General features: G+C 64.1%; 21 protein-coding genes. 10 read left to right on the top strand and 11 right to left on the bottom strand.

Going from position 1 to position 23,114, the window contains the following annotated elements; genetic code table 11:
• Nucleotides 1-50: 50 nt before the first annotated feature.
• Together BMW51_RS06765 and BMW51_RS06760 are read right to left on the bottom strand one after the other, a co-directional pair.
• The gene (locus BMW51_RS06765) at nucleotides 51-1,295 is read right to left on the bottom strand and encodes an alpha/beta fold hydrolase (protein ID WP_143051822.1); all 1,245 of its coding nucleotides are present in this window, start codon (nucleotides 1,293-1,295) and stop codon (nucleotides 51-53) included.
• Complete coding sequence (locus BMW51_RS06760; RefSeq protein ID WP_093004674.1) at nucleotides 1,295-2,020, bottom strand: SDR family NAD(P)-dependent oxidoreductase; 726 nt, start codon at nucleotides 2,018-2,020, stop codon at nucleotides 1,295-1,297. The genes BMW51_RS06765 and BMW51_RS06760 overlap by 1 nt, the downstream gene beginning before the upstream one ends.
• 94 nt (nucleotides 2,021-2,114) lie before the next feature.
• Between BMW51_RS06760 and BMW51_RS06755 the strand changes: the two genes are divergently transcribed.
• On the top strand, nucleotides 2,115-2,510 hold the full coding sequence (locus BMW51_RS06755) for a winged helix-turn-helix transcriptional regulator (protein ID WP_093004671.1): 396 nt from the start codon (nucleotides 2,115-2,117) through the stop codon (nucleotides 2,508-2,510).
• A 163-nt stretch (nucleotides 2,511-2,673) separates the two neighbouring features.
• On the opposite strand, the gene BMW51_RS06750 is transcribed toward BMW51_RS06755, so the two are convergent.
• Entirely contained in the window at nucleotides 2,674-3,147 is a 474-nt protein-coding gene (locus BMW51_RS06750; protein ID WP_093004668.1) for an SRPBCC family protein, read from the bottom strand.
• A gap of 39 nt (nucleotides 3,148-3,186) precedes the next feature.
• Nucleotides 3,187-4,050 carry an SDR family oxidoreductase gene (locus BMW51_RS06745; RefSeq protein WP_093004665.1) on the bottom strand — a complete coding sequence of 288 codons (864 nt, stop codon included), beginning with the start codon at nucleotides 4,048-4,050 and terminating at the stop codon, nucleotides 3,187-3,189.
• A gap of 110 nt (nucleotides 4,051-4,160) precedes the next feature.
• On the opposite strand from BMW51_RS06745, the gene BMW51_RS06740 reads away from it, so the two are divergent.
• On the top strand, nucleotides 4,161-5,051 hold the full coding sequence (locus BMW51_RS06740) for a LysR family transcriptional regulator (protein ID WP_093004662.1): 891 nt from the start codon (nucleotides 4,161-4,163) through the stop codon (nucleotides 5,049-5,051).
• On the opposite strand, the gene BMW51_RS06735 is transcribed toward BMW51_RS06740, so the two are convergent.
• On the bottom strand, nucleotides 5,048-5,902 hold the full coding sequence (locus BMW51_RS06735) for an AraC family transcriptional regulator (protein ID WP_177171563.1): 855 nt from the start codon (nucleotides 5,900-5,902) through the stop codon (nucleotides 5,048-5,050). The two genes, BMW51_RS06740 and BMW51_RS06735, sit on opposite strands and share 4 nt — an antisense overlap.
• A gap of 10 nt (nucleotides 5,903-5,912) precedes the next feature.
• Nucleotides 5,913-7,010: a branched-chain amino acid aminotransferase gene (locus tag BMW51_RS06730; RefSeq protein ID WP_093004656.1), complete on the bottom strand. Its 1,098-nt coding sequence runs from the start codon at nucleotides 7,008-7,010 to the stop codon at nucleotides 5,913-5,915.
• Between the two features lie 133 nt (nucleotides 7,011-7,143).
• On the opposite strand from BMW51_RS06730, the gene BMW51_RS06725 reads away from it, so the two are divergent.
• Nucleotides 7,144-7,635 (top strand): Lrp/AsnC family transcriptional regulator, encoded by a 492-nt coding sequence (locus BMW51_RS06725; protein WP_093004653.1) that lies wholly within the window; start codon nucleotides 7,144-7,146, stop codon nucleotides 7,633-7,635.
• A gap of 10 nt (nucleotides 7,636-7,645) precedes the next feature.
• Here BMW51_RS06725 and BMW51_RS06720 read toward each other — a convergent pair whose 3' ends face one another.
• The gene (locus BMW51_RS06720) at nucleotides 7,646-10,066 is read right to left on the bottom strand and encodes a TonB-dependent receptor (protein WP_177171562.1); all 2,421 of its coding nucleotides are present in this window, start codon (nucleotides 10,064-10,066) and stop codon (nucleotides 7,646-7,648) included.
• Between the two features lie 140 nt (nucleotides 10,067-10,206).
• Between BMW51_RS06720 and BMW51_RS06715 the strand changes: the two genes are divergently transcribed.
• Together BMW51_RS06715 and BMW51_RS06710 are read left to right on the top strand one after the other, a co-directional pair.
• Entirely contained in the window at nucleotides 10,207-10,929 is a 723-nt protein-coding gene (locus BMW51_RS06715) for a response regulator (RefSeq protein WP_093004647.1), read from the top strand.
• Between the two features lie 53 nt (nucleotides 10,930-10,982).
• Nucleotides 10,983-12,302 carry a sensor histidine kinase gene (locus BMW51_RS06710; RefSeq protein ID WP_245708345.1) on the top strand — a complete coding sequence of 440 codons (1,320 nt, stop codon included), beginning with the start codon at nucleotides 10,983-10,985 and terminating at the stop codon, nucleotides 12,300-12,302.
• Between the two features lie 36 nt (nucleotides 12,303-12,338).
• Here the strand turns inward: BMW51_RS06710 and BMW51_RS06705 are convergent, their stop codons facing one another.
• The 3 genes from BMW51_RS06705 to BMW51_RS06695 are packed head-to-tail and all read right to left on the bottom strand — an operon-like array spanning nucleotide 12,339 to nucleotide 16,310.
• Nucleotides 12,339-12,767: a DUF6010 family protein gene (locus tag BMW51_RS06705; protein ID WP_218139368.1), complete on the bottom strand. Its 429-nt coding sequence runs from the start codon at nucleotides 12,765-12,767 to the stop codon at nucleotides 12,339-12,341.
• A 53-nt stretch (nucleotides 12,768-12,820) separates the two neighbouring features.
• The gene (locus tag BMW51_RS06700) at nucleotides 12,821-13,987 is read right to left on the bottom strand and encodes an alpha-hydroxy acid oxidase (protein ID WP_093004639.1); all 1,167 of its coding nucleotides are present in this window, start codon (nucleotides 13,985-13,987) and stop codon (nucleotides 12,821-12,823) included.
• A gap of 37 nt (nucleotides 13,988-14,024) precedes the next feature.
• The gene (locus BMW51_RS06695) at nucleotides 14,025-16,310 is read right to left on the bottom strand and encodes a TonB-dependent receptor (protein ID WP_093004636.1); all 2,286 of its coding nucleotides are present in this window, start codon (nucleotides 16,308-16,310) and stop codon (nucleotides 14,025-14,027) included.
• Nucleotides 16,311-16,383: 73 nt separating this feature from the next.
• Here BMW51_RS06695 and BMW51_RS06690 point away from each other — a divergent pair, with 73 nt between their 5' ends.
• Nucleotides 16,384-17,859, top strand: a complete 1,476-nt coding sequence (locus BMW51_RS06690; protein WP_093004634.1) for a leucyl aminopeptidase family protein — start codon at nucleotides 16,384-16,386, stop codon at nucleotides 17,857-17,859.
• On the opposite strand, the gene BMW51_RS06685 is transcribed toward BMW51_RS06690, so the two are convergent.
• On the bottom strand, nucleotides 17,827-18,456 hold the full coding sequence (locus tag BMW51_RS06685; protein ID WP_093004631.1) for a TetR/AcrR family transcriptional regulator: 630 nt from the start codon (nucleotides 18,454-18,456) through the stop codon (nucleotides 17,827-17,829). The two genes, BMW51_RS06690 and BMW51_RS06685, sit on opposite strands and share 33 nt — an antisense overlap.
• A gap of 246 nt (nucleotides 18,457-18,702) precedes the next feature.
• Here BMW51_RS06685 and BMW51_RS06680 point away from each other — a divergent pair, with 246 nt between their 5' ends.
• From BMW51_RS06680 to BMW51_RS06665, 4 genes are all read left to right on the top strand, one after another.
• Nucleotides 18,703-19,848: a CapA family protein gene (locus tag BMW51_RS06680; RefSeq protein ID WP_177171561.1), complete on the top strand. Its 1,146-nt coding sequence runs from the start codon at nucleotides 18,703-18,705 to the stop codon at nucleotides 19,846-19,848.
• An 87-nt stretch (nucleotides 19,849-19,935) separates the two neighbouring features.
• Nucleotides 19,936-21,072 (top strand): serine hydrolase domain-containing protein, encoded by a 1,137-nt coding sequence (locus BMW51_RS06675; protein WP_177171560.1) that lies wholly within the window; start codon nucleotides 19,936-19,938, stop codon nucleotides 21,070-21,072.
• A 3-nt stretch (nucleotides 21,073-21,075) separates the two neighbouring features.
• Entirely contained in the window at nucleotides 21,076-22,341 is a 1,266-nt protein-coding gene (locus BMW51_RS06670) for a spinster family MFS transporter (protein WP_093004621.1), read from the top strand.
• Nucleotides 22,342-22,586: 245 nt separating this feature from the next.
• Nucleotides 22,587-23,060, top strand: coding sequence for a DUF6456 domain-containing protein (locus BMW51_RS06665; RefSeq protein WP_093004618.1), 474 nt, complete (start codon nucleotides 22,587-22,589; stop codon nucleotides 23,058-23,060).
• Nucleotides 23,061-23,114 lie beyond the last annotated feature (54 nt).

Raw genomic sequence — 23,114 nt, 5'->3', positions numbered from 1 at the left:
AACTGCCTCCGAGTGGTTGCGGCATCGGCGGTCGACGCTCGCAACTTGGTTCATCGTGCGAACAGTTGATGTAGAAAGGTCAGCACGTCCGTGTTCGCGCGGCGTATGACGCTGAAGTGGTCGGCGCCTTGATAGACCTTGTAGAGAAGGGGCGCGCCGCTAGCCTTCGGCTTGTTCGCGAATGGCGTTTGCAGGGCTTCGAGGACGAAGGGATCTGCGTCGCCCTGAACAATTAGAACCGGCCGATGCAACGTGAAGCCGTGCTTCACCGCGGGATCGTTGCCAGCAAGAAAGTTGCGCATCTCCGATTGCTCCGCCCAGCCTGCAGTCAGACCCTTGAATGCTTTGCTCCTCGCCCTGACTGCCGCGTCGATCGAGCCGATGGCTGCGACCGAACAGAGCACACGAAAGCGCGGCAACGCTGAGACCAGATCTGGTCCCATAACCGATGCGGGATCGAAGGAAGGACGCACGACCTTCAGTCCGGTCGCCATCAGCGCGCCCTGAAACTGCTGCATCATCAAACCCTGATGCGCCGCAGTGTCGTTGGACGCCGCCGCTCCATCGGCGCCGAAGCGCGCGGCATGCGCCTTGATCGCCACATACGGAGCAGAAGCGACGGTGCCCGCGAAGACTAGACCAGGCGCCTCGTGCGCCAACGCCTCGACGCCCAACACGCCGTGACCGCCATCGGAATGGCCAACCGCTGCCCAGCGGTTCGACAAGTGCGGTTCGGCGGCACGCGCAGCGACGACGCCGGCGATCAACGAGCGCGCGAGGCTCGAGAGATTGTAGTAGGGGTAAGGGGTAGTGGCGTCGGGGCCAAGCCCTTCGAGATCCGGCGCGACCACGGCAAAACCGGCGTCGATGAATTGCCCGATCTGCCAGGCATAGTCGCTCGTGAAGCCGTCGCGGGTCAGGCCACCATCCAGCTCCGGTGTCTGGCTCGGGGCGCACGCTTTCTGGCCTGGCGTAGTCGTCCCATGCTCCCAAGCAACGATCGGCCAGCCACCGGGGGGCGGCGAGCCTCTGGGTGTCAGCAGCAGGCTCGTGGCGGGCACCGGCTTGCCACCAATCCCGATCATGGTGTGGTGAAGAAGGCGAACGTCGGCGTCGATCCCGACGACCGACGGTCGCTTCGCGGCCGACTTCAACGCGATCGGTGAAGAGCCGGCACCTGCCGCGGTAGTCGGCAGCCCAACCTGGCCGCCGAGCAGGAGTGCGATGCCGGCGCCGAGAACGCGAGCCTTTCGCGACGATTTATGCATGGTTTGAGACCTCCAGTCGATCGGCATCAGATCTGCGCCATGCCGCCATCGACCGGCAGCTCCGCTCCAGTGATGAAGCTGGCTTCGGAGCTGGCTAGGAAGAAAGCCGCGGCCGCCACCTCGTCCGGCCGAGCCATCCGGCCCAGGGGTATTAGTTGGGTCAGAACCTCACGCACATCCGGGGTGGTTGCCGCCATCATCGCGGTATCGGTCGGTCCGGGTGCGACTACGTTGACACGGATGTTCCGCGGCGCGAGTTCGTTGGCCCAGGTGCGGGCGAACGACCGCACCGCCGCCTTGGTCGCTCCGTAGACACCGTAGCCCTTGGTGCCGATGCCGGCAGCAATTGAGCCCACCAGCACCACCGAGCCTCCATCAGGCATGACTGCCGTTCCGCCTTGAACGGCGAACAGAAGCGCACGTACGTTGAGGCCGAAAGCGCGGTCGACGTGCTCCTCATCGATCGCCTCAAGCAGCGCGTATTCGGAGAGGCCGGCGTTGACGACGAGCACGTCCACCCGCCCGACTTCGACGCGCACGGCTTCGAAGAAGGTCGACAGCGCCGTTACGTCCGATGCGTCGATCCGCCGAGCGCGCAGCGTGCCGCTGCCGAAATCATGGTCGCCTTCATCGGCACGGCGACTGGTCACGTAGACCGTCGCACCCTCCGCTGCGAAGCGCTGTGCAATCGCGCCGCCGATTCCGTCCTGGCCGCCGATGACGACGGCGATCTTACCTGAGAGCGTATTCATATGGCCTCACGTTTGATGGTGACATGGAGATATCGCCTCTATATCTACGCACAAGAACGCACTTTGGTGTGACTAGATATGGATGCGTAAACCTATGTCGACCGCCACGCTCGACCTGCCACTTGATGTTGAAGCAACCAGACCCATCCTCGAGCAGATCGCGAACAAGTGGGCGGTGCTGATCCTCAGCGTGTTGTGCAACCAGCCATCCCGTTTCAATGACCTGAAACGAAGGCTTGATGGTATCACGCACAAGTCATTGTCTGACGCGCTCAAGCGTTTGGAGCGTGACTGTCTGATAAGCCGGGCAATATTGCCAACACAGCCGGTTGGCGTGGAGTATACCATTACTCCGCTTGGCGCTTCTCTTAGGGAGCCGTTTGCGGCGCTGTATAACTGGTCGCTTGCAAACGGAGGTAAAATGACGATGGCGCAAGTGGCTTATGACAGGGCGAGAAGTGAGGATGTCGGGTTCCGTCAGCAAGCATGAGCGCCGCTGCGATTGGCTTGAAGCATCATGGTCGTCACTGGCGCAGCCGCTTTGGCGCTGGCTTCAAAAGTCAAAGTCGCACGAAGCGGGTTCTGGCAAGATTATAGCAGCCTGGAGAAGGCGGCACGACCTGCGTCGTCGTTCCGCCTTCTGCCGCGCATCATCACAGCGAGCCGTCGGCCAGCAGCTCGCGTGTGCGTTTCAGCGTTGAGAGCAGCGCGGCCTTGTAACCCTGTTCGCTGTCGAACTGTGCCTGCTCGTTCCGCTCCTCGGTGCCGCCGGACTCCTTTCCGCGTAGACCCAGGTAGCAATAAAAGCGCAGGTGAAGCGCTCCATCATCATCCTCGACTAGTTCGTTGATGATCGCGCCCTCACGCGGGCCGGTCGCCTGAAAGAAGGTGACCTTTCGTTCCTGTTCCAGCGTGATGATCTCACGCAGGTCAACGCCCGCGATCGTTGCCTCTCGAACGAAGTGGGTGTCGGTCTCCTCGGTCACGTCGCAGCGGGTGCAAAGTCCCGGCGGCAGGAACAGGCGTGCGTCGCGTGCCTTGCGCTCAAGGCCTCGCCAGGCTTGAGCTCGGGTAAGCGGGATCTCTCCGGCGGGGTTCACCGGCACGGTGGCGGTTGAATAGATCATCGGTGGTCTCCTGATGGGTGTTGAAGTCTGGTGAGAGGATCAGCCGGCGATCGCGGTGACGAACGCGCGATAGGTGCGCAGCGGACGGCCGAGCAGCGTCGTCAGGCGGTCGACGTCGCCATGTTCCGGCACCATGCCGTCACTGATGAAGCGCTCGCCCATCAGGCGCATGTCGAACGCCATCCACGACGGCATGAATTGGCGCAGGTTCTGCTCGAACGCGGCAACGTCGTCGCCCGGGTAGATGATCGTGCGCCCGAGCACATCCGACCAGATCGCCGCGGCATCCGAGCCCGTCAGCGTGTCGGGTCCGACCAGATTGATGCGCTCGGACGGAAGCGGTGCGGCTGACTGCTCGCGACGCACCAGTTCGATGGCGGCGATCTCCCCGATGTCGCGCGCGTCGATCATCGCCACGCCCTTGCTTCCGATCGGCATGGGATAGATGCCGTAGCCCGCGATCGCGTCCTTGATGGTGTGCTCGTTGTCCATGAAGTAGGCGGGACGCAGGATCGTCGCTTCGAACCCCATCGCCTCGATCATGCGCTCGACGCCGAACTTGCCCGCGAAATGGGGCACGTTGACGTAGACGTCGCTGTGAATGACCGACAGGTACACGACGCGGCGCACGCCGGCCTCTCGTGCGATGCCCAACGTCAGCAGTGCCTGGGTGAATTCATCTGCTACGACCGCATTCAGCAGAAACAGCGTGCTGACGCCCTGAAAGGCACCCCGAAGCGCGTCGACGTCGAGCAGATCGCCCGGAACGACCTCGACGCCGGCAGGAAGGTTCGCGCTGGCGGGATTGCGGACGATGGCGCGGACGTCCGCGCCACGCTGCACGAGTTGATCGACGACGTTGCGGCCGACATTGCCGGTGGCGCCGGTAACGAGGATGGTCATGAGGGTCACTCCTTTGCGTTGAGCCCGTTTGGCTGAGTGCAAGATGAGTGATCCACCATCTTGCGAATAGGCGCTGTATTTGGACGGGGCGTCTCGCTAGTGAGACGGTCATGGACCTCTTGGCGCTCGCCGATTTCACCCTTGTTGCCCGTCACGGGGGTTTCGGCCGCGCTGCACGCGCTGCAAACCGACCCAAGGCGACGCTGTCGCGTCGTGTCGCCGAGCTGGAGGCCGCCCTCGACCTGCGATTGTTCGAGCGCGGCGCACGAATGCTCAAACTGACGGAGGAAGGGCGAGCACTGTTCGAACGCACCGGCGTGTTGCTCGGAGAGCTGGAGGAAACAGCCGCCGCGATCGCAGCGGGAGGAGGCACGCCCAAGGGACGGCTGCGCATCAGTGCGCCGCTGGTGTTCGCGCAGACGGCGATGGGGCGACTGGCTGCCGAGTTCACGCTTGCATACCCGGCCGTGCGGCTGGAGGTGACGACCGACGACCGTGGGGTGGATATGATCGAGGAAGGCTATGATCTCGTCATCCGGGTCAATCCCGCGCCGGATGATGCGCTGGTCGGCCGCGTGTTCCTGCGCGACCGGCTGGTGGTGGTCGCTACACCCGCCTTGGCTCTCCCCCAAGCCGACGTGCCCGTGCCGGCGGTGGTCCGCACGGCCGAAGATCGGCAGCGGTGGCAGGTCAAGTCGGATGCCGGATCGAGGACGATCGCCGTCGAGCCCGTTCTGGCCTTGTCTTCGCTCATCATGGTTCGCGACGCGGTCCGAACCGGTGTCGGCGCAGCGCGCCTGCCGTTCTCGCTGATCAGCCGTGACCTGGCGGACGGCACGCTGGTGAGTTGGGGCGAGGTCGATACACCGGAGATCGCATTGTGGGCGCTCTATCCGACGCGCCGCCTGCTTAGTCTGCGCGTGAAGGCGTTCCTTGATCACCTCTCCGAGGCATTTCCGACCGGATCACCCGATGAGCTTGCCGCCTACGCCACTCCTTAGCCTCGGGAGCAGACCCGACTGCTCACCAGGAGGGGGCGTGTCGGCGCCGACCGATGCGAGGCGCCAACAGGCGCTTGGCGGCGCATCGTCGAAGGAGACATACCATAGCGGCGATTGAATGCGCGGGTGAACGCGGCGTTGTTGGAATAGCCACACTGGTGACCGATCGAAGCGACGCCTGCATTCGACGTCAGCAACAGGCGAGTCGCCGCGCCGAGGCGGGTCTCCGCAACGTAACGCAAAACGGACGTGTCGTACATCAGGCGGAAGCCGCGGCTCAGCAGCGATCGGTTCAGCCCGCATTCCTTGGCAATGCGGGCGAGGGTAAGGCTCTCTCCGAAATGCTCATGGATGAGATCGCGGGCGCGGACGATGCGGCGGGTGTCGAATTCGTCGAGTTTCGCTGACCCACATAGCGGGGTCAGTTCGCCGGCGTTCAGCATCTCGGAGACGCGGCACGTCAGCTCGAGGAATTTCGCCTGCACGTACAAGCCTGATACTCCGTCCAGGTCCGCGCGCGTGAGCGCATCTTTGAGGATGAGTCTCAACTCCGGTGCGAGATGCCAGCTACCGGCGGGGAGGCGGAGCCAATGATCTTCGGCTTCTGTCGGCGGCAGGGCAACGGCCAGGTGACCATCACCCTCAGGGCTCGAACCATCGGAGCGTGAGATCGTGACGCCTGGATGATCATCGAACGGCGTGAACACCATGACGCGGCGGCGAACCATCTCATTGCGTTGCTTCGGATTGAAGTAACAGACCATGTCCGATGGAAGCAGCATGCGCTTCGTCCATGAAAAGAACGCGTCGTCATTTCCGGTTGGCTTAGGTGTGGCGAGACGCCAGTCCAAGTTGACCATGTTAGCGGACCGCCGACGCAGGCAGTCGGAGAGGGTGTCGCCACCCATGTGGATCCGCCGCGCGGCCTCGCTGTATGCCTTGAAGATCGGTGCGCAGCTTGGCGGTCAAAGGGCCGCATGCGCCAGTCGCGATGGCGAACCGACCGGCACCGTGATGCACGTGCCCGATCGGAACAATTGTGGCGGCGGTTCCGCAGACGAACGTCTCGACGAGGCGACCAGACTCCGCGTCCGAGCGCCATTGCTCCAGCGAGTAGCGGCGCTGCACGACGCGATGGCCCGCCGCGCTCGCCAGCGTCATCACGGAATCTCGTGTTACACCCGGCAGGATGGTTCCGAGCGGGGGCGTGATGACCTCGCCATCGCGCATGACGAAGAAGATGTTCATTCCGCCGAGTTCCTCGATCCACCGGCTCTCGGCTGCGTCGAGGAAGACAACCTGATCGCACCCGCGCTCCACCGCCTCGACTTGCGCCACGAGGCTCGCCGCATAGTTGCCCCCGCACTTTGCCGCACCGGTTCCACCGCGTGCCGCACGGCTGAACGTCTCTGATACCCAGACGTCGATGGCGCGGTTGCCGCCTGAGAAATACGGGCCCACCGGGCTCGCGATGACGCAGAACAGGTAGCGTGCGGCGGCCCGCATTCCGAGGAAGACCTCGTCGGCGACGATGAAGGGCCGCAGGTACAGACTGCCGTCGCCCTCCGGTATCCAGCCTGCATCTGCCAAGACGAGTTGTTCGAGCGCTTCGATGAATACGTCTTCCGGCGGGCACTGCATGGCGAGCCGAGCCGCGGACCGCTGCATCCGCCTGGCGTTTTCTCGTGGGCGGAAGAGCAGGGCGTCGCCGTCGGAACCGCGAAAGACCTTTAGACCCTCGAATATCTGTTGTCCGTAGTGGAAGGCCGCGTTTCCCGGATGGAAGGGGATCGCCGCCAAGGCCTCCACTCTGCCGTCGTGCCAACCGTCCTCGGCACGCCAGCGCAGTGTCACCATGTGATCGGTGAAGACCGTGCCAAAACGAGGATCCAAGGTCAGGGCGGCGCGCTGTTCGGGCGATGTCGGGACCGGATTGGGGCTGATGCTGAAGCGATCCACGTGCAACCTCCTTGCTGCGATATCGGTCAGCAGCAGGATAGCGGATGGTTGACGATGATATCGTCCAATTGCTCTTCCGGTCAGCCTGAATAATAGCGCAGATGGACTAACGGTTGAGGGTGTTCGTTGTCAGATGAACCAGATTACCGCACTCGACGAATATGACAGGCGCATTCTGCTCGCGCTGACGCAGGATGGTCGCATGAGCTGGCGCGATCTGGCCGAAAAGATCGGCCTGTCGCTTACGCCCACCCTCAGGCGTGTACGTCTCCTCGAAGAGCGCGGGATCATCGTCGGCTATGCCGCTCAGATCGATGAGAGGCTTCTCTTGGGGTCGATGGTGATCTTTCTTTCGGTCACGTTGGAACGACAGACCAGCGAGGTTATCCAGCGTGTCGAGGAACAGCTCGCGATCATGCCGGAGGTGATGACCGGTCATCAGATGTCGGGCGATGCGGACATGCTGCTTCGCATCGTCGTTCGTGGTTTGGAACACTACCGGAGCTTCATCCAACGCGTCACCGCGATTCCGGGGATCGCTCACCTGCACAGCAGCTTCGCGTTGAAGTCCTTTGTCAATCGGACCTCACCACCGATCCCTGACCATCCGTCACGGCGCGGCTGATCGCCTCGACCTATAAGCTTCGTCGCAGGCTGAAGGTCACGGAGCGGCCGAGCGGATCGAGGTAGGCGCTCTGATAGCTGAGCGGGGTGTCCCCCGATCGGTCGCGCACAACGGGGTGCGTATCCAGAAAGTTCTTTACATCCAAGCTCAAACGCGTGCCGCGCAGCCATCGCGGCAACTGGATACCGCCGATCCCGTCGGTCAGATTCGCGAACAGGTTCAGGTCGACAGTGGTGAGATCGGCGACGCTCAGGCGGTCTGCTTGACTTGTTGCGCCGCCGATCTGGGTCGCGCTCTGCCATTTGGCGGACAGGCGGGCACCTAAGCCGTGTTTGTAGGCACCGGCCTGCAACTCGATCTCGTGGCGCCGACGACCGGCGAGATCGAGCTGACCACCGTCGAGCAGGTCAAGCGCGGGAAGGCCCGGACGAAGAAGGGCGACGTCCTTCAAGGTCCAGTTGTGATAGAGGCTGATGAAGAGGCGGCTGGACGCCGTCGACAGGTTGCGTGCGAACGCGCTTCCGGGCTGCGGCGTGAACGTAAAGGTTCCGTTGGGATTGCGCGTCATCTGTGCCGTCTGATCCGCCGGTATGCGGATCATGCCGTCCTCCATGCCCGGCGGCGTCTTTCCGAGCGGCTTCGTCAGGTTGATCCCCGAACGGAGCTGTCGCTGTTGCGAGGAGGCGAAGTTCACTGGGCGGGCATCGATCCGTTGCAGACGGCCGTCGGGCGCGCGCGTGAAGCGATCCGGAAACGCCGCCTCCAATGCGGGCGTCACGACCGGGAACTCCGAGATCGGACGATCGATGTGCGCATCCACGTAGTCGAAGCTAAACGTCAGATCGGTGCGAGATAGCGGACGAACGATCGTGCCGATCCGAAGCACGTGGCGTTCGTCGTTGCGCAGCAGCGGATTTCCCCCGGTGACCTGCGTGATGTCGACGACCTCTCCTCTGCCAATGTCGAAGGTTCGCACGTTGGGCGTAAACAGCGCGGGGGCGCCAAGCTGCTCCAACGTCGCTGCGCCTTGCTCGCTGGTCGCAGAAACGATGATGCCGATCGCTCTGATCGGAGACCAGTTCAGACCGGTTCCGAACGTCCAGACGGCACTCGTGTCGGACAGAGCGCTGACGGCGACGTTCGCGTTGGCCCCCAAGCGCCCGATCGGAGAGGATTGTGCCGCTGTTCCCAAGAGGGGCGCGTCTAGGTTGAGCTGAAGGCCCGCTTCGTTGCGGTCGAGCGCCGTGCTCGTGGCTGACGATCCGGTGTGTGAGTGTGCTTCGTAATCACGAAGCCTGACTCCCGCCCGCACGCTCGCGAACAGCGGTCCTGCCGCCAAGGACGTGACCGGACCAGACAGAACGAGATCGGCGGTCCCGGCGGTGTCCGTTGATCGGGTCTCCTGATGCTCCCCGGAGGGCAGAGCGGGCAGGGTCAGCGTATCGTTGGCGGCCCGGTCATAGTTGGCGAGCACATTCCACCGCCAGGCCCCGACCGCTCCGTTTACCGTTGTCCCAAGATGGAAGGTGCTCCGATCGTCCTTACGTTTCAGCGGAGTGGAGCCCGATAGGCCGAGAAGGCTGGTGCTCCGGTTTTCCTCGTAGCGTCCGTTCACGGTCGCCGACACGTCCTTCGTCATCTGGCTTCCGACGACACCATTTAGCGAAAGGCGCTCGGTCGATGGCAGCAGTGTCCTGAAGCGACCCGCATCGGACATGCCGGGAGCTTGTCGGACACCCCGATCACGTTCGAGCAACCGGGAGGAGCGACCGTATGTCGCGCCAAGCCCCACCCGGCTGTCGCCGCGGATGATCAGGAAGTCGGCGTCAGCCTGGCCCTCACTGCGATCACCTCGCGTCGGCACGGACAGCGCCGCCCGCGCGATCAACGATCGGTATCGTTCCAACGTGACGATGTTGACCACTTTCTGATCGGCGCGATACCCGTATTTGAGCGCCACCTCCTCAGGCAGGATCTCCATCCGCTCGATTGCCTCAGCGGGGATGCGGGCGATCTCGGAGAAGTTCGCCACGCGTCGTCCGTTCAGCAGCGTGACCGGTGCGTCGTCTCCGCGACCCCGATTGCTGGCCGTTTGCGACGCCACCGCCCCCAGCAAGGCCTCGACGTTGTCCACGCCGAATGCCCTTATGTCGGCTGAGCGAAAGGTGCGCTCCGGTCGGATGTTGCCGACCACCGATCCGCGCTGCCGGTGACCCGTGACGACTAGATCGTCCTGCGTGGAAGGCGCTGCTCGAACGGGCTGCGCCGTCGCGTTGACCTGAGCACCTTTTTCCGTCGGGACCTTGGACTTTTCGATCGCCTGCTTCTGCGAGGCCGCGGCCAAAACCGATGAGCGCGGCGATGCAACGTCGACGTGGCCGGTGCCTGCCGATGCTTCGCTGGTCCATGACCCGGTCAGCAGTGCGGCCATCAACCCGACTTCTCGCTTCATATCCACCTTCCCGCCTTGATCGTGAAGCGGCATTCAAGCGGAAGCGGGTAGCTTGGAGATGACTGCTCGGTAGCGACGGTTGTTACGTGAATGCTACAAGCGCGGGCTATGATGCCAGAATGGAACCCGGAAGCGTCGCCACAAACAGCATCCTCGTAGTCGACGACGATGCGAGCATTCGCGAGGCCATCGCCGAGTTTCTGCAAGACCATGGCTTCGGAACCCGCGTTGCGGGCGACGCGGCGGCTTGCGAGCGGGCGTTGCAGGAAGCGGCGGCGGACCTGATCGTTCTGGACGTGATGATGCCAGGCGAGGATGGACTGTCATTGTGTCGTCGGCTGGCTCCCGGCGGAACGCCGATCCTGATGCTGAGCGCGCTGGACGATGTGACCGACCGGATCGTTGGTCTGGAAGTCGGGGCTTGGGATTACCTGACGAAGCCCTTTGAACCGCGTGAACTGTTGGCACGGATCCGTGCGCTCCTGCGCAGGCCAGGGACGCAACGCGTGGTAGCGAAGTCGCCCGCCGGAGGCGTGACCTTCGCCGGTTGGTGGTTGAACATCGAGGAGCGGCGACTGCGCGATCCGGCCGGTCGAGGTGTTCCGCTTAGCGAAGGAGAGCATGCCCTGCTCGCCGCCTTCGTCCTTCGACCGGGTAGGATCTTGACGAGGGACACCCTCCTCGATCTGGCGCGTGGGCTGGAGGCGGCCAGCTACGATCGTGCAATCGATGTGGCGGTAAGTCGTCTTCGACGGAAATTGACGGAGGCCGACCCGGCGCCGCTGATCGAGACAATCCGCGGCGTCGGGTACCGCTTCGTGCCATCGGTGCGCTCGTCGTGAGGCGCGCGCCAAGCGCATTGGTTTCCATCGGTGGCTTCGGCGCCGCCGTGGCGATGCTTAGCGTGGCCACGACCGCCTCGATCGTGGTGCTCGCGCCGCCGCCGCCGACGCTGCGGATGAGTGCCGCGGAGGCGATCGGGGCATTGAGCAGACCGGGCGCCGCGTTCGAGCGCGAGATGGTGGAACTTCCATCGCAGGGCACGCGCGTGCCGAACCTGGAGGAGTTGATCGCAGCGGAACTACGGCTTGACCCGCGATCGGTGCGGGTCACCTGGCTCGAGAATATCCAACCACTGGTCGGACTCGATCCCAAGGGTGGCAAGCAGGCGGCGAACGATCGCGAAAACCCACTTGGCGGTCGCACTCTTGTTTTTCGATCGCGCAAGAACGGCCTGTTCGAGATGCTCGATCCTAACGTCAGGTCTGCCGAGTATCGCCGTTCGGCAGTCCAGATGACGCGTCCTGCGTTTGTGTTGAGCGTGCGCCGGAACAGTGGAAATTGGATCAGCGTCCAGCCGACCAGGCCGTTTCTGACCGGCTGGCAGCGTAACATGCTTGTATCGCTCGCGGTCACCCTGCTGCTGCTCGTACCGCTAGCTTGGGTCTTCGCGCGGCGCATGACACGACCCTTTCGTGTGCTTGCCGGCGCGCTTGGCGACCAGGACGACGTCGTTCCGGAAGCCGGCCCCCGCGAACTGCGCGAGGCGGCGGCGGCGATCGGTGCCATGCGCGACCGGCTGTCCCGAGAGGCCACGGAACGCGCGCGCATGTTGACGGCGATCGCGCACGATCTCCGCACGCCCATGACCGGTCTGCGTTTACGCGTGGAGTCTTCCCCCGAACCGCAGCGTGCCCGCATGATCGCCGATCTCGACCGCATGCAGTCGATGATCGGTGAAGTGCTGACCTTCGCTCGTGAGGCGGCGACTCCTATCGAGACGATCGATGTGCGGCCGACGCTGGTCACCGTCCTTGCAGACATGCATGGACAAGGAGAATCGCTGCGTCTTCTGAGTGGCGACGAGGCCAACGTATCGGTTTCACCGCCCGGGTTCAGACGCGCGATCGAAAATCTGCTGCAGAACGCGGTCGATTATGCAGGTGGCGGAACGATCGCGATCGAACGCGACGGTGCCGAGGTGTGCATCTCTGTTGCTGACACCGGACCGGGGATCGCCGTCGTGGACCGAGCGCGCCTGCTCCGCCCCTTCGAGCGGGGCGAGTCGTCGCGCAACCGGCAGACGGGCGGGGTGGGTCTAGGGCTCAGCATCGTAAGCGACTTCGCCAATCGTCACAAAGGCAGCTTCACCTTGGCCGAAGCGCCCGGTGGAGGGACTCTCGCGATCCTTACCCTTCCTGCGGCACGGCTGTAGCGACATCCCCGATTGTCTGGACCTGCAGACGGGTCATCACTTCCCGGCAGGAGCACCTCGCCAGCGCCGCCACAGGTCCGGAGCGCCGATCAGATACCAAGCCGCGAGCACGGGATCGCACACGAAGCATCCAAACGATGAGGTGGGCGCAAACGGAATGATCGGATTGCCCCAGAGATCGTGCGCCAGATCCCACCCGCTATGAAGCAGCCAGGCGATGCCGATGGCGCGATAACTGGTCAGGCCGCGGTACGCGAGCAGCGTGACGACCGCGCAGAAGCCAAGCTCCAACGGTCCGAAGCCGCCGCCGAAATAGGCAGCACCAGCACCGGCGACGAAGACTGCGCTGAATTTCTGTCGCGAGGGTTCGCGCAGAAGCGATATCAGGGCGATCAGGACCAACCCCACGACGATCGGCAGGACGATCTCGAACGGCGTGACGGGTGAAGGTGTGTCGGGGGGCAACAGCGTCCTCCTTCATCGATAGCAGCGCGTGCGTGGCTAAGTTCGAGGCAGCTCTACCACAGCTCTTGTGGGCGACGGACATGGCGGCAGTCGAGCTTGGCCACGTCGTTCACGCCGGCAAGGATCATGGTGCGCTCGAACTCCTCGAACAACAGCGAGAGCGCGCGATCGACGCCACTTTCCCCACCAGCGGCCAGACCGTAGAGGTAGGGTCGCCCGATCGAACAGGCGGTCGCGCCGAGCGCCACCGCCTTGACCACGTCCGACCCTCGCCGAATGCCCCCATCGCAGATCACGTCCGGCCCGGTGCCGATCGCGTCCCGAACCAGGCCGATCTGATCGACGGGCGCGGGCGCACCGTCCAGTTGCCGGCCGCCGTGATTGGAGATCACGATACCGGTCGCCCCTGAGTCAACGGCGCGCTTGGCATCCTCGGGCGTGATGATGCCCTTGATCGCCAAAGGCCCGTTCCATTCGGCCGCGAGCCATTCGACGTCGCGCCAGGTGACCGTGCGATCGAATTGTCCCCCGATGTAGTCGAACAGGCTAATCGGCCCGGCGGCCAGCGCGTCGACGCGGTGGCTGACGTTCGCCAGGTCGAACTTGGACCCGGTCACCGCGGGCAGCGACCATGCTGGATGCAGCGCGAAGCTGAGCATCGACTTCATCGTCAGGCGGGGCGGCAGTGAAAGACCGTTGACGCGATCGCGCTCCCGGTTGCCGGCGACCGGGGTGTCGACGGTGAGCGTCAGCCCGTGAAAGCCAGCTTCGCGGCACCGAGCGACGAACTCGGCGGTCAGTCCGCGATCCTTGAAGATGTAGATTTGGAACACCTTGGGCCCGCCGTATGCCTCCGCGAGCTCTTCGAGGCGCGTCGTTCCCATCGTGGACAGGCTGTAGAGGAGGCCGTGCTTCGCCGACGCGCGTGCAACCGCCAGTTCTGCATGTCCGTGGAACATGCGGGTCAGCCCTGTCGGAGACAGCATCAATGGCCATCGGACGCGCTGGCCGAACAGCGTCGTTCCGGTTTCGATGCGCGAAACGTCGGTAAGCACGTCAGGCACCAGTTCGTAGTGCTCGAACGCGGATGCGTTGCGCCTGAGCGTGACCTCGTCGTCCGACCCTCCGTCGATGTAATCGAAGACCGGACGCGGCAGCTTTCTTCTGGCGAGGACCCGAAGATCGGCGATGTTGTTCGCTCGGGACAAGGCGCCCTTCATGGGTGCTCAGCCTTACGGTCGCGTGTCTGCCACACGTTCAGAACCGCTTCGACAGACTGAGCCCGATCGTGCGCGGCTGGAGAACCGCCACCTGAACCGGCCCACCGAGTAGCGACAATCTGGCGTCCCCCGACAACTGACCGCGTTCGTCGAACAGATTGCGCGCGAACAGTTGCGCTTCTACGCTTCCTAGGGACACTCCCGTGCGCAGGTCGACCGACACATAGTCACCGAGATCGTACTGCGGTGCGTTCGGGCTCGCATCGAAGCTCGTCTCCCGGTCGGAGATGAACCGCACCGTCGCTCCGACACGAGGCTTGATACCCACATCCGGCAGACCGTAGTCCGCCGACACTGCCGCCGTGAACTTCGGCACGTCCGGGAGACGCTCGCCCTTGCGCGCGCCGAGATCGGCATCGGCAGCGCGCAGCTTCGCGTCGGTGTAGCCGAACGCGCCGGTCACGACGAAATCTCGTGTCGGGCGCGCCGTCAGGGTGAGTTCGCTGCCCCAGATGCGCGCGCCACCGGCCGCGTTGGAGATGAGGCTCAATCCGTTCCGCGTCACGACGAGCTGGATGTCGCTCCAATCGATGCGGTAGCCGGCAAGATCGATCGCGAACTTGCGGTCGGCGGTCTGTGCCTTGAAGCCTAGTTCATAGTTCTTGAGCCGGTCGGCACCGAACGTCGGCTGCGCCAGCGGCTGGCCCGTTGCGGGATCGTTGGAGACCGCATTGGGACCCCCGGGCCGATAACCGGTCGCGTATCGCGCATAGATGTTGGCGTCCTGGCTGAACTTGTATTGGGCGCTGGCGAGCCAGGTCGTGACGTTTTCATCGGAGCGGCGGGTCGGCGTCGAGCCGCCCAGCAGACCGCCGCCCGTCTGTGCGAAGCGTTGCTCGTTGTGAGCGTATCTGATCCCGCCGGTGAGCGATAGCATGTCGGTGACGTTCAGGGTCACGTTGCCGAACCCTGCGATCTCTTTGTACTTGGCCGGCAGTTGAATATCGAGGATCGGCACGGCGAACGCCGTTCCGTTCGGGTTCGTCCCCGCGATGAGCTGGTGCGAGTTGCTGCTCTCGTGCGTGTAGAAACCGCCTACGAGCCATTCCAGCGTCCTGGTGCCGCTCGACTGCAGTCTGACCTCTTGGGCGAATTTGTCGGTGCGCGGATCGATCGTCACCTCTGCCGATCGCAGGGGAATACCGGCGGTGGCACCCAGCAAGGGCACGAAAAGCGCCGAATAATCGAGGTGCAGCGTCGACCTGACCGTCTGGTAGCTGGAGATCGACGTCAGCTCTGCGCCGCCGAAATCGTAGCTGATCGTGCCGCTCGCGAGGCGGAACTCCTGATCGAAGGGCTCCGGAACGAGGCGGTTCTGCTGGAGGTCGCCGAAGCGCGGCGAGCGGTCGAAATCATAGTCGACCGTTCCACGCCCCTCACGACGAATGTTCTGTCCCGTGCCGACCAGACGGATGCTGAGCCGGTCGGTCGGTTTGACGAGCAGGTCGAGCCGAGCCCCATACACGCGTGAGCGATCGACGTCGCGGTCACCGAGTGCGACGTTGTCGACGAAACCGCCGTCGCGGGAGTAATAGCCGCCGACGCGAAGTGCGGCGACGTCGGAGGCGAGCGGCACATTGACCGCGGCGGCTCCGTTGTAACTCGTGCCGCCGCCCCGCGTTGAAGAGACGCCGGCCTGACCGGTGCCGCCGAAGTCGTTCAGATCGGGGGCGTTGGGCACGTACTTGATGACGCCGCCCAAGGCGCTCGCCCCGTATAACGTGCCTTGGGGGCCGCGCAGCACCTCGACATGATCAAGGTCGAACAGACCCTGATCGAGTGCAAGCTGTCCTGCCTGGGCGAACGACGTGCTGGCGCCGTAGGGGACATCATCGACGTAGATGCCGACGGTCTGCGATCCCGAGGTACCGGTGGTGACGCCACGAATGTTCACCTGCGTCTGACCCGCGCCGGACGTCGTGAACTGAAGGCCCGGCACCGTGTTGGCGAAGTCGCGGAACTGCGTAGCGTTCAGCTTTCCAAGGTCGGCGCCCGAGAGTGCGGTGACCGACTGCGGAACGTCGAGCAGTCGCTCCGACTGCTTGCGCGCCGTGACGACGATGTCACCCGAGCCGCCGTTACTCGCATCCGGGTTCGTCCGATCGGCTGCGCCGGTCGTCGCTTCTATCGGCACGGTCTGGGCGGTTGCCAGTCCGGGGAGGCAGGTCAGCAGGGCTGCTGCCGAGCCGTTCAACAAGAGACGCTGCGCCGCGCGATGTCGCCTACCCGCTGCGGCAACGTTCCCCTCACTCTTGATCGCCATCTGACCTCTCCTGATCTTTGAAAAAGATTATGCTCGCTTTCTTTTAAGATGCAAGCGGGTTAGAGAAGAGCTCATGACGAAATGGCTCTCGCTCTCCATCGCCCCCGACATCGACCATGATGCGGACGTCGTGTTTGCGTGTGGTGACGGAGCGCTGATCGGCGCGAGCGCATGCATCGAGCGCGCCGAGGAGGCACGCCGCGCCGCGCGTTTCGAAGCACTCCCTGGCAGTTGGCTGGACGTGATCGGCGAGTTCGGGGAAGCTCGAATCGTCATCGTCTCGGTAGAGACCGCACAAGCACCGCGCGATCGCTGGCTGGCAGCAGGTGGGCGACTCGTCGACGCAATGCGCGCACTTCGGATCAGCGCGGTTCGGTTGCCCAAAGGCGAGCACCTCGGTGACCCCAGCGCGATCAAGTGGCTGTTCCTGGGTGCGCTCCTTCACGGCTATCGTCTTCACCAGGAGCGCGCTGCAGTGGAGGGCGCGTTCCGGCCGACGTCCTTGGTCATCACTGGCGATGATCAGGCGGCCGCGGACGAAGCGATCCGTGTTGCGACCGCGATCAACCGGGCACGGGCCTGGACGGAGCAACCCGCTAACCTGCTCACGCCCGCGGTGTTCGCGCAGGAAGCCGCCTCGGCACTCGAGCGGTACGGAGTAACAGTCACGACGCTCGGGGCGGCGGAGCTCGAGCAGATCGGCATGGGCGGACTGCTCGCGGTTGGTCGCTCCTCCGAACACGAACCCAAGCTGGTCGTCGCCGAATGGCGTGGTGCGTCTGAGCGGACGGGCTGGGACGCGGCGCTCGTCGGCAAGGGCGTGACGTTCGACGGCGGTGGTCTGAACATCAAGACGCGACCGATCATCGAGAAGATGAAATTCGACATGGGAGGGGCGGCCGCGGTCCTCGGTGCGCTGGAACTCGCCGCGTCGCGCAAGGCGCCGGTCAATGTCGTTGCGATCGTCCCTATGGCCGAGAACGTGATCGACGGTCGCGCCATGCGCCCGGGTGACGTAATCCGCATGATGTCGGGACTGACCGTGGAGATCGGGAACACCGACGCGGAGGGGCGCCTGCTTCTCGCCGACGGCGTTACTTACGCGATCAACCACTACCAACCACGCAACGTGGTCGACGTGGCGACGCTGACAGGCATGATCACGGGCGTGCTGCACGAAGAATATGCCGGGCTTTACGCGTCGGACGACGGTCTTGCCGACGCTCTGCTCCACGCGGGAAATGCGACGTCCGAGCTGTTGTGGCGAATGCCGCTGGTCGCGACACAGGATTATCTCGTCGAGTCCAGCGTGGCGGATCTGGCAAACGTCGGCGCTTCGGGTTTTCTCGGGCTGGGTTACGGCTCGCCGGCGGCAGGCGCCAAGTTCATCGAGCGCTTCGCGCGGGGAACCGCTTGGGCGCATATCGACATCGCCGGAACGGCTTGGGCGACGCGCCGGACGCCGCGCTCGCAGCCTGGCGCGACCGGTTACGGCGTGGCGCTGCTGGACGCGTGGCTAGACGGATTGGGGCACCGGCACGCCGACTGACGCTGCCCCGGGTGGCGTCGCCGCCGAACAAGGCCGTGCTCCGACGGCTAGGTCGAGATAGTCGGTGAGATCGTCCAGCATGATGTGCAGGTCACCTGTCGAGCGGATGCCGATGATGGAGCCGTCGAAGATGATGCTGACGAGCTGTGCCGTGCGCTCGAGGTCGAACGGCGGTTCGATCTCGGCGCGGTCCGCGAAGCGCTCGAGTTGTTCCCGTATCTGCTTGAGGACGATCTGGGCCTGAGCGACTCGCGCGCTTCTCAACTCCTCGTTCCAGTCCGTGATGCCCTGGAACTCTCGCCAGAACGGCAGTTCCTGCAGCTCCTGCCAATAGGCGACGATCGCGCTGCGCAGCTCGCTCCAACTGTCGCCATGCAGCAGGCTGTTGCGGCGTTCGCTCCGCAGCTGCAGCACGGCTGCGAGCAGGTCGTCGCGGCTGGTGAAATGTTTGTAGAGCGCGCCCATGCTGAGCTGGGCCTCCTCGCAGATGTCGGTCAGGTTCGACGCCGCGACGCCCTTGCGGCTGAAACAGGCCATTGCCGCCTTGCAGAAGCGAAGCCGCTGGTTGTCCATATACTCACGGCTGCGTTTTGGCATTGGGCGTTCCTGTTCGATCCTCGCTCATCAACCCCGCACTAGCAAGCGGCCACATTATCGCGATCGCTGATACGCCGGTGCGGACAGTCGGCAGCCTCTTGTCGATCTTTACCTAACCCCAGCCCGCAACCAAACACATGATAGAGAGCGAGCGCAATCTTTTCTATTGTGGCACGGCGCGGCGGCTCCTACCGTCGGCGCTGTTGGATGAGGAGGTTTGCAGATGGTGATCGTATGGGATCGGCCGTGACCGAACTCCTGATCGGGATGGTGGGCGACCTGCTGATCGATCGCGATCAGCCAGACGAGCCGCTCGCACCTGCGCTGCCGTTGCTGAACACTCCGGACATCATGTTCGGCAACCTGGAGGCTTGCTTCACCGACGATCCTCATCCCTCACCGAGCGGGGCTACGCCACTCTACCCCGGCTCACACAATCTGGATGCCTTCGTTCGAGCCGGCTTCGATGTTCTGTCACTGGCGAACAACCACATGGTCGATGCCGGTCACGCGGCGATGCTGGACAATATCGCGCGGCTTCGATCACAAGGCGTGCATACGGCCGGCGCGGGTGCGAACCTGACCGCGGCGCGCGAGACCGCCTTTGTTACGGCCAAGGGGCTTACGACCGGCTTCGTCGCGAGGGCTTCGGTGTTCCCGATGGGTTACGAAGCGCGATCGAACGTGCCGGGGATTGCACCACTGCGCGCTTATGATCTCTGGCGTCCGTTCCTGGACAATTACTACATTCCCGGCGTGCCGCCCCGCGCGCAAACGGTGCCGGACGACGGCGACCTCTCCAATCTCGCCAGCGACTTGTCGGACGCTCGGTCACGAGCCGACCTGGTCGTGGCCAGTTACCACTGGGGCGACATGCTTCGCCCATTTCACCTCTCCGATCATGAGCGTCGCACAGCCTATTGGTCGATCGACAACGGTGCGGACCTGGTCGTCGGGCATCACCATCACGCCCTTCGCGGGATCGAATGGTACCACGGAAAGCCGATCTTCTACGGCCTGGGTCACTTCGTCTTCGATGCGCGGCTTGAGGTCAGCGAAGAGGCGAAGGCGATGATCGGCACCGATCCGGAGAGCTTCGGCATCTTTCCGCGTGACGGCTGGCCCCTGCTGCCGACGCACCCCGACACGCGCATGACGATCTTCGCCTACGCCCGAGCGGATGCGGAGGGCGTTCGCGACATCGGCTTCGTGCCGTGTCGGCTGCGTCCGGATGGGCGGATCGAGCCGGTGCAACGCGACAGCGCCGAAGGGCAGGAGGTGATCGCCTATGTCGAGCGCTGTAACACCAGCCAGGGGCTGAATGCCCGTCTGACCACCGACGATGCCACCGACCTTGCCGGTTGGTCTACCGTTCGCGTCGTTCCCCGCTGACCTCTGCCTGCCATTCGAAAGGCTGATCCCATGCCGACATTCTCGTTCACGCCTCGTCCCGCCAGCGAAGCCGGCTTCACACCCGCGGTGCTGGCCGAACTCGCCGCCTATGCCGACGTCAGGACGGCGATGGGCGATCTGCCCGGCACCGTGATGCTGCTGGCGCGCGGGGACGATCTGGTCTTCTTCGACACAGCCGGATACGCCGACGTTGCGCTGCGAACCCCGCTTCACAGCGACGCCATCTTCACCTTGTACTCGATGACCAAACCGCTGACGGCGGCGGGTATTCTTCTGCTCTACGACGAAGGCCGGTGGCAGCTTGACGACCCGGTCGAACGCTATCTGCCGGAATTCGCCGACATCGCGCAGCTGCCGGGGAGTGGCGCAACGCGTGGACCGACGATGCGCGAATTGTTCACGCACACGGCCGGCTTCTCCTTCGGGCGCACGCCGGAAGAGGTGATGGAGACGGTGCGTCGCATCGGCTGGTCGAACGCGCGCTCCTTGACCGAACTGATCGGCCGCTATGCCGAAATGCCGCTCGCTTATCAGCCCGGCGAAGATTGGCAGTATAGCGTTGCCACCGACCTGCAGGCCGAAATCGTCGAGCGGCTGACCGGAGAGCGCTTCGACCTGTTCATGCAACGTCGCCTGTTCGACCCGCTGGGCATGGTCGATACCGCTTTCCAGCTCGATCACGAACAAGCCCGCCGGCTGGTCACCGGTCACATACGCGTACCCGAAACCAAAAGTCTGCGGGCCGCGACCGATGCCGAACGACTGGAGTCGACCTTTCCGATGGGAGGAACCTCGTTCAAGTCCACGGCGATGGATTATGCGAGGTTCGCGCGCATGCTGCTGAAGCGCGGTACGCTTGGCGACACGCGCGTTCTCTCCAGCGAAGCGGTCGAGCTGATGCTGACCAATCAGCTGTCGGAGGAGTTCCTGCAGACACCGCGCGGCGTTCAGCATTATCAGCTCGGGAACGGAAACGGGCACGCGTTAAACGGCCTCGTGTGTGTCGATCCCGCGCGGGCGGGGCGCCCGGTCGGCCGGGGAACGTATGAATGGGGCGGCGCCTTTGGCACATGGTTCTGGGTCGATCCGGAACACGACATCCTGTTCGTCGGCATGACCCACGTTCAACGTGAACAGGGTAACTTACGGCCCATCGACGTGATCTCGCAGGAACTCGTCTATCGCGCCTTGCAAAGCTCGTGATCGGTGATCTTGCACGAACGCTTTTCTGACCGGCAGCGACTATGGCTCGTCGCCACGTTGTTCCTGGTTTCGATGCTGAGCTACGCCGATCGCAACGTGCTGTCGGTCGTGATCGAAGGGATCAAGCGTGATTTCGCACTTTCCGATACGATGGTGGGATTGCTGATCGGGGCGCCGTTCTCGATCCTCTTCGCGCTGTCGGGCATATTCGTCGCGCGTCTGGCTGACCTTCACAGTCGCAAGGTCGTACTCATCGTCTGCCTGCTGGTCTGGAGTGTCGCTACGATCCTGTGCGGCATCTCGGGGGGCGTCTGGATGCTGGTGATCGCCCGCATGCTGGTCGGCGTAGGGGAGGCGGGAACCGCTCCTGCCAGCCACTCGCTGGCGGCTGATTATTGTCCGCCTGAGCAGCGATCGCGTGCCTATGCGGCGTTGACCGCATCGGCAGCGGTGGGAGGATTCGTCGCGCTCACGGCCGGCGGATTGGTAGCGGGACGATATGGCTGGCGAGCGGCATTCCTCGGAATGGCGCTCTTGTCCTTGCCAGTGCTCGTTCTCGCCTGTCTCGTCCTGGTCGAACCTCGCGCTGCGACGATCGTTAGACGTGGCGAGCACCCTGCAAAGACCGATTTGTTGCGGCAGGTACGGGCACTCGCTGCGAAGCGGTCGTATGTGCTGATCGTCTTCGGAGTCACTCTCTACGGGTTCGTCGCCTATGGGCCCCTGCTGCTCGCACCGGCATATATGATCAGAGTTCTTCGCGTTGACGTGGCGCAGGTAGGACTCACGTTCGGACCGGCGCTCGGGGCAGGCACCCTCATCGGCTCGCTGCTGGGCGGATTGTTGGGTGATCGCCTGAGCCGGCGTGATGCGCGTTGGCTCGTTCGGTTGCCGGGATTGGGGCTTCTGGCATCGACACCGATCGGGCTGCTCGCGTTCCGCGCGAACGACAGCGCGACGTTCATAGTGGCGTGCACCCTCCTGGTAGGAGTGTTGTCGGCGTGCCTGCCCATCCTGTTCGCCGCGTTGCAGGCGGTGTGCGGACCGGGGCGTCGTGCGCTCGCGACCGCACTTCTGTTCGGCAGCCTCAACATGATCGCCATGACCTTCGGGCCGCTGCTGACTGGCTCATTGAGCGACATCTTCTCGCAGACACAAGGTGTGCAGGGCTTCAGGTCGGCGCTCCTTGCATCGATCTGGCTGCTCATTCCAGCCGGTCTCATAGTGATTGCCGCAGGACGCTGGTTGATCGACGAAGTAGAGAGCTGATCGACGCCTTTCTGATAGGCAGTGTCTAAGCTCCAATAGTCCGATCAGAGCATCGGCTTTATACATCAGCGGGCAAGAATATTGACGAGAGGAGCCAGTTGCGCCTCGTTCGCACTGTTAAGGTTGGCGGCGCGGCCCGGAGACGCCCCCCGCCGCCGTCCGCAACTGCGCCACCACCACACGCCGCTGTCCTACACGTGCCCGATCATGCCAACGCCCGCGCCGGATCAGATGTGGGAGGCGACATGCGCGAACTGGTGGAGCGAACGATCGACGCGAACGGACAACAGCGCCCGGTGCCGCCCGGCCGGCGCGCGGGCGGACGCAGCGTCACCGTCAACCTGCGCGAGTCGCCGCTCGCCTGGCTCACCGCGCGCGGGCTGGTGACCGCGCGGCAGGCGGAGGCGGGCGAGCGGCTGCGCGCCGATTACGAGACGGCGGCGATCGCGCCCTCGGTGACGATGCGCTGGGAAGCGCGCGTCGACGGAGGCTCGCGCGACGGGTTGAGCGCGGGCGAGCGCCAACTCGCGGCCAAGCGGCGCTTCGACGCGGGCGTGGCGGCGGCGGGCAGGGGATTGTCGGACATCCTGTGGCGCGTGATCTGCGCGGGCGAGGCGCTGCCCGCGGCCGAGCGCGAGCTTGGCTGGCCCGCGCGCAGCGGACGGCTGGTACTCGGGCTCGCACTCGACCGGCTCGCCGATCATTATCGGCTTCCATGACGCGGGGAGGGCCGGTGAACGCGCAACCAAGGCGGCTTGAACAGGTTGGCCGTT

It is taken from the genome of Sphingomonas palmae (genome assembly GCF_900109565.1).
Classification (GTDB): Bacteria; Pseudomonadota; Alphaproteobacteria; order Sphingomonadales; family Sphingomonadaceae; genus Sphingomonas; species Sphingomonas palmae.
This window is presented reverse-complemented; position numbering and strand designations above follow the sequence as displayed.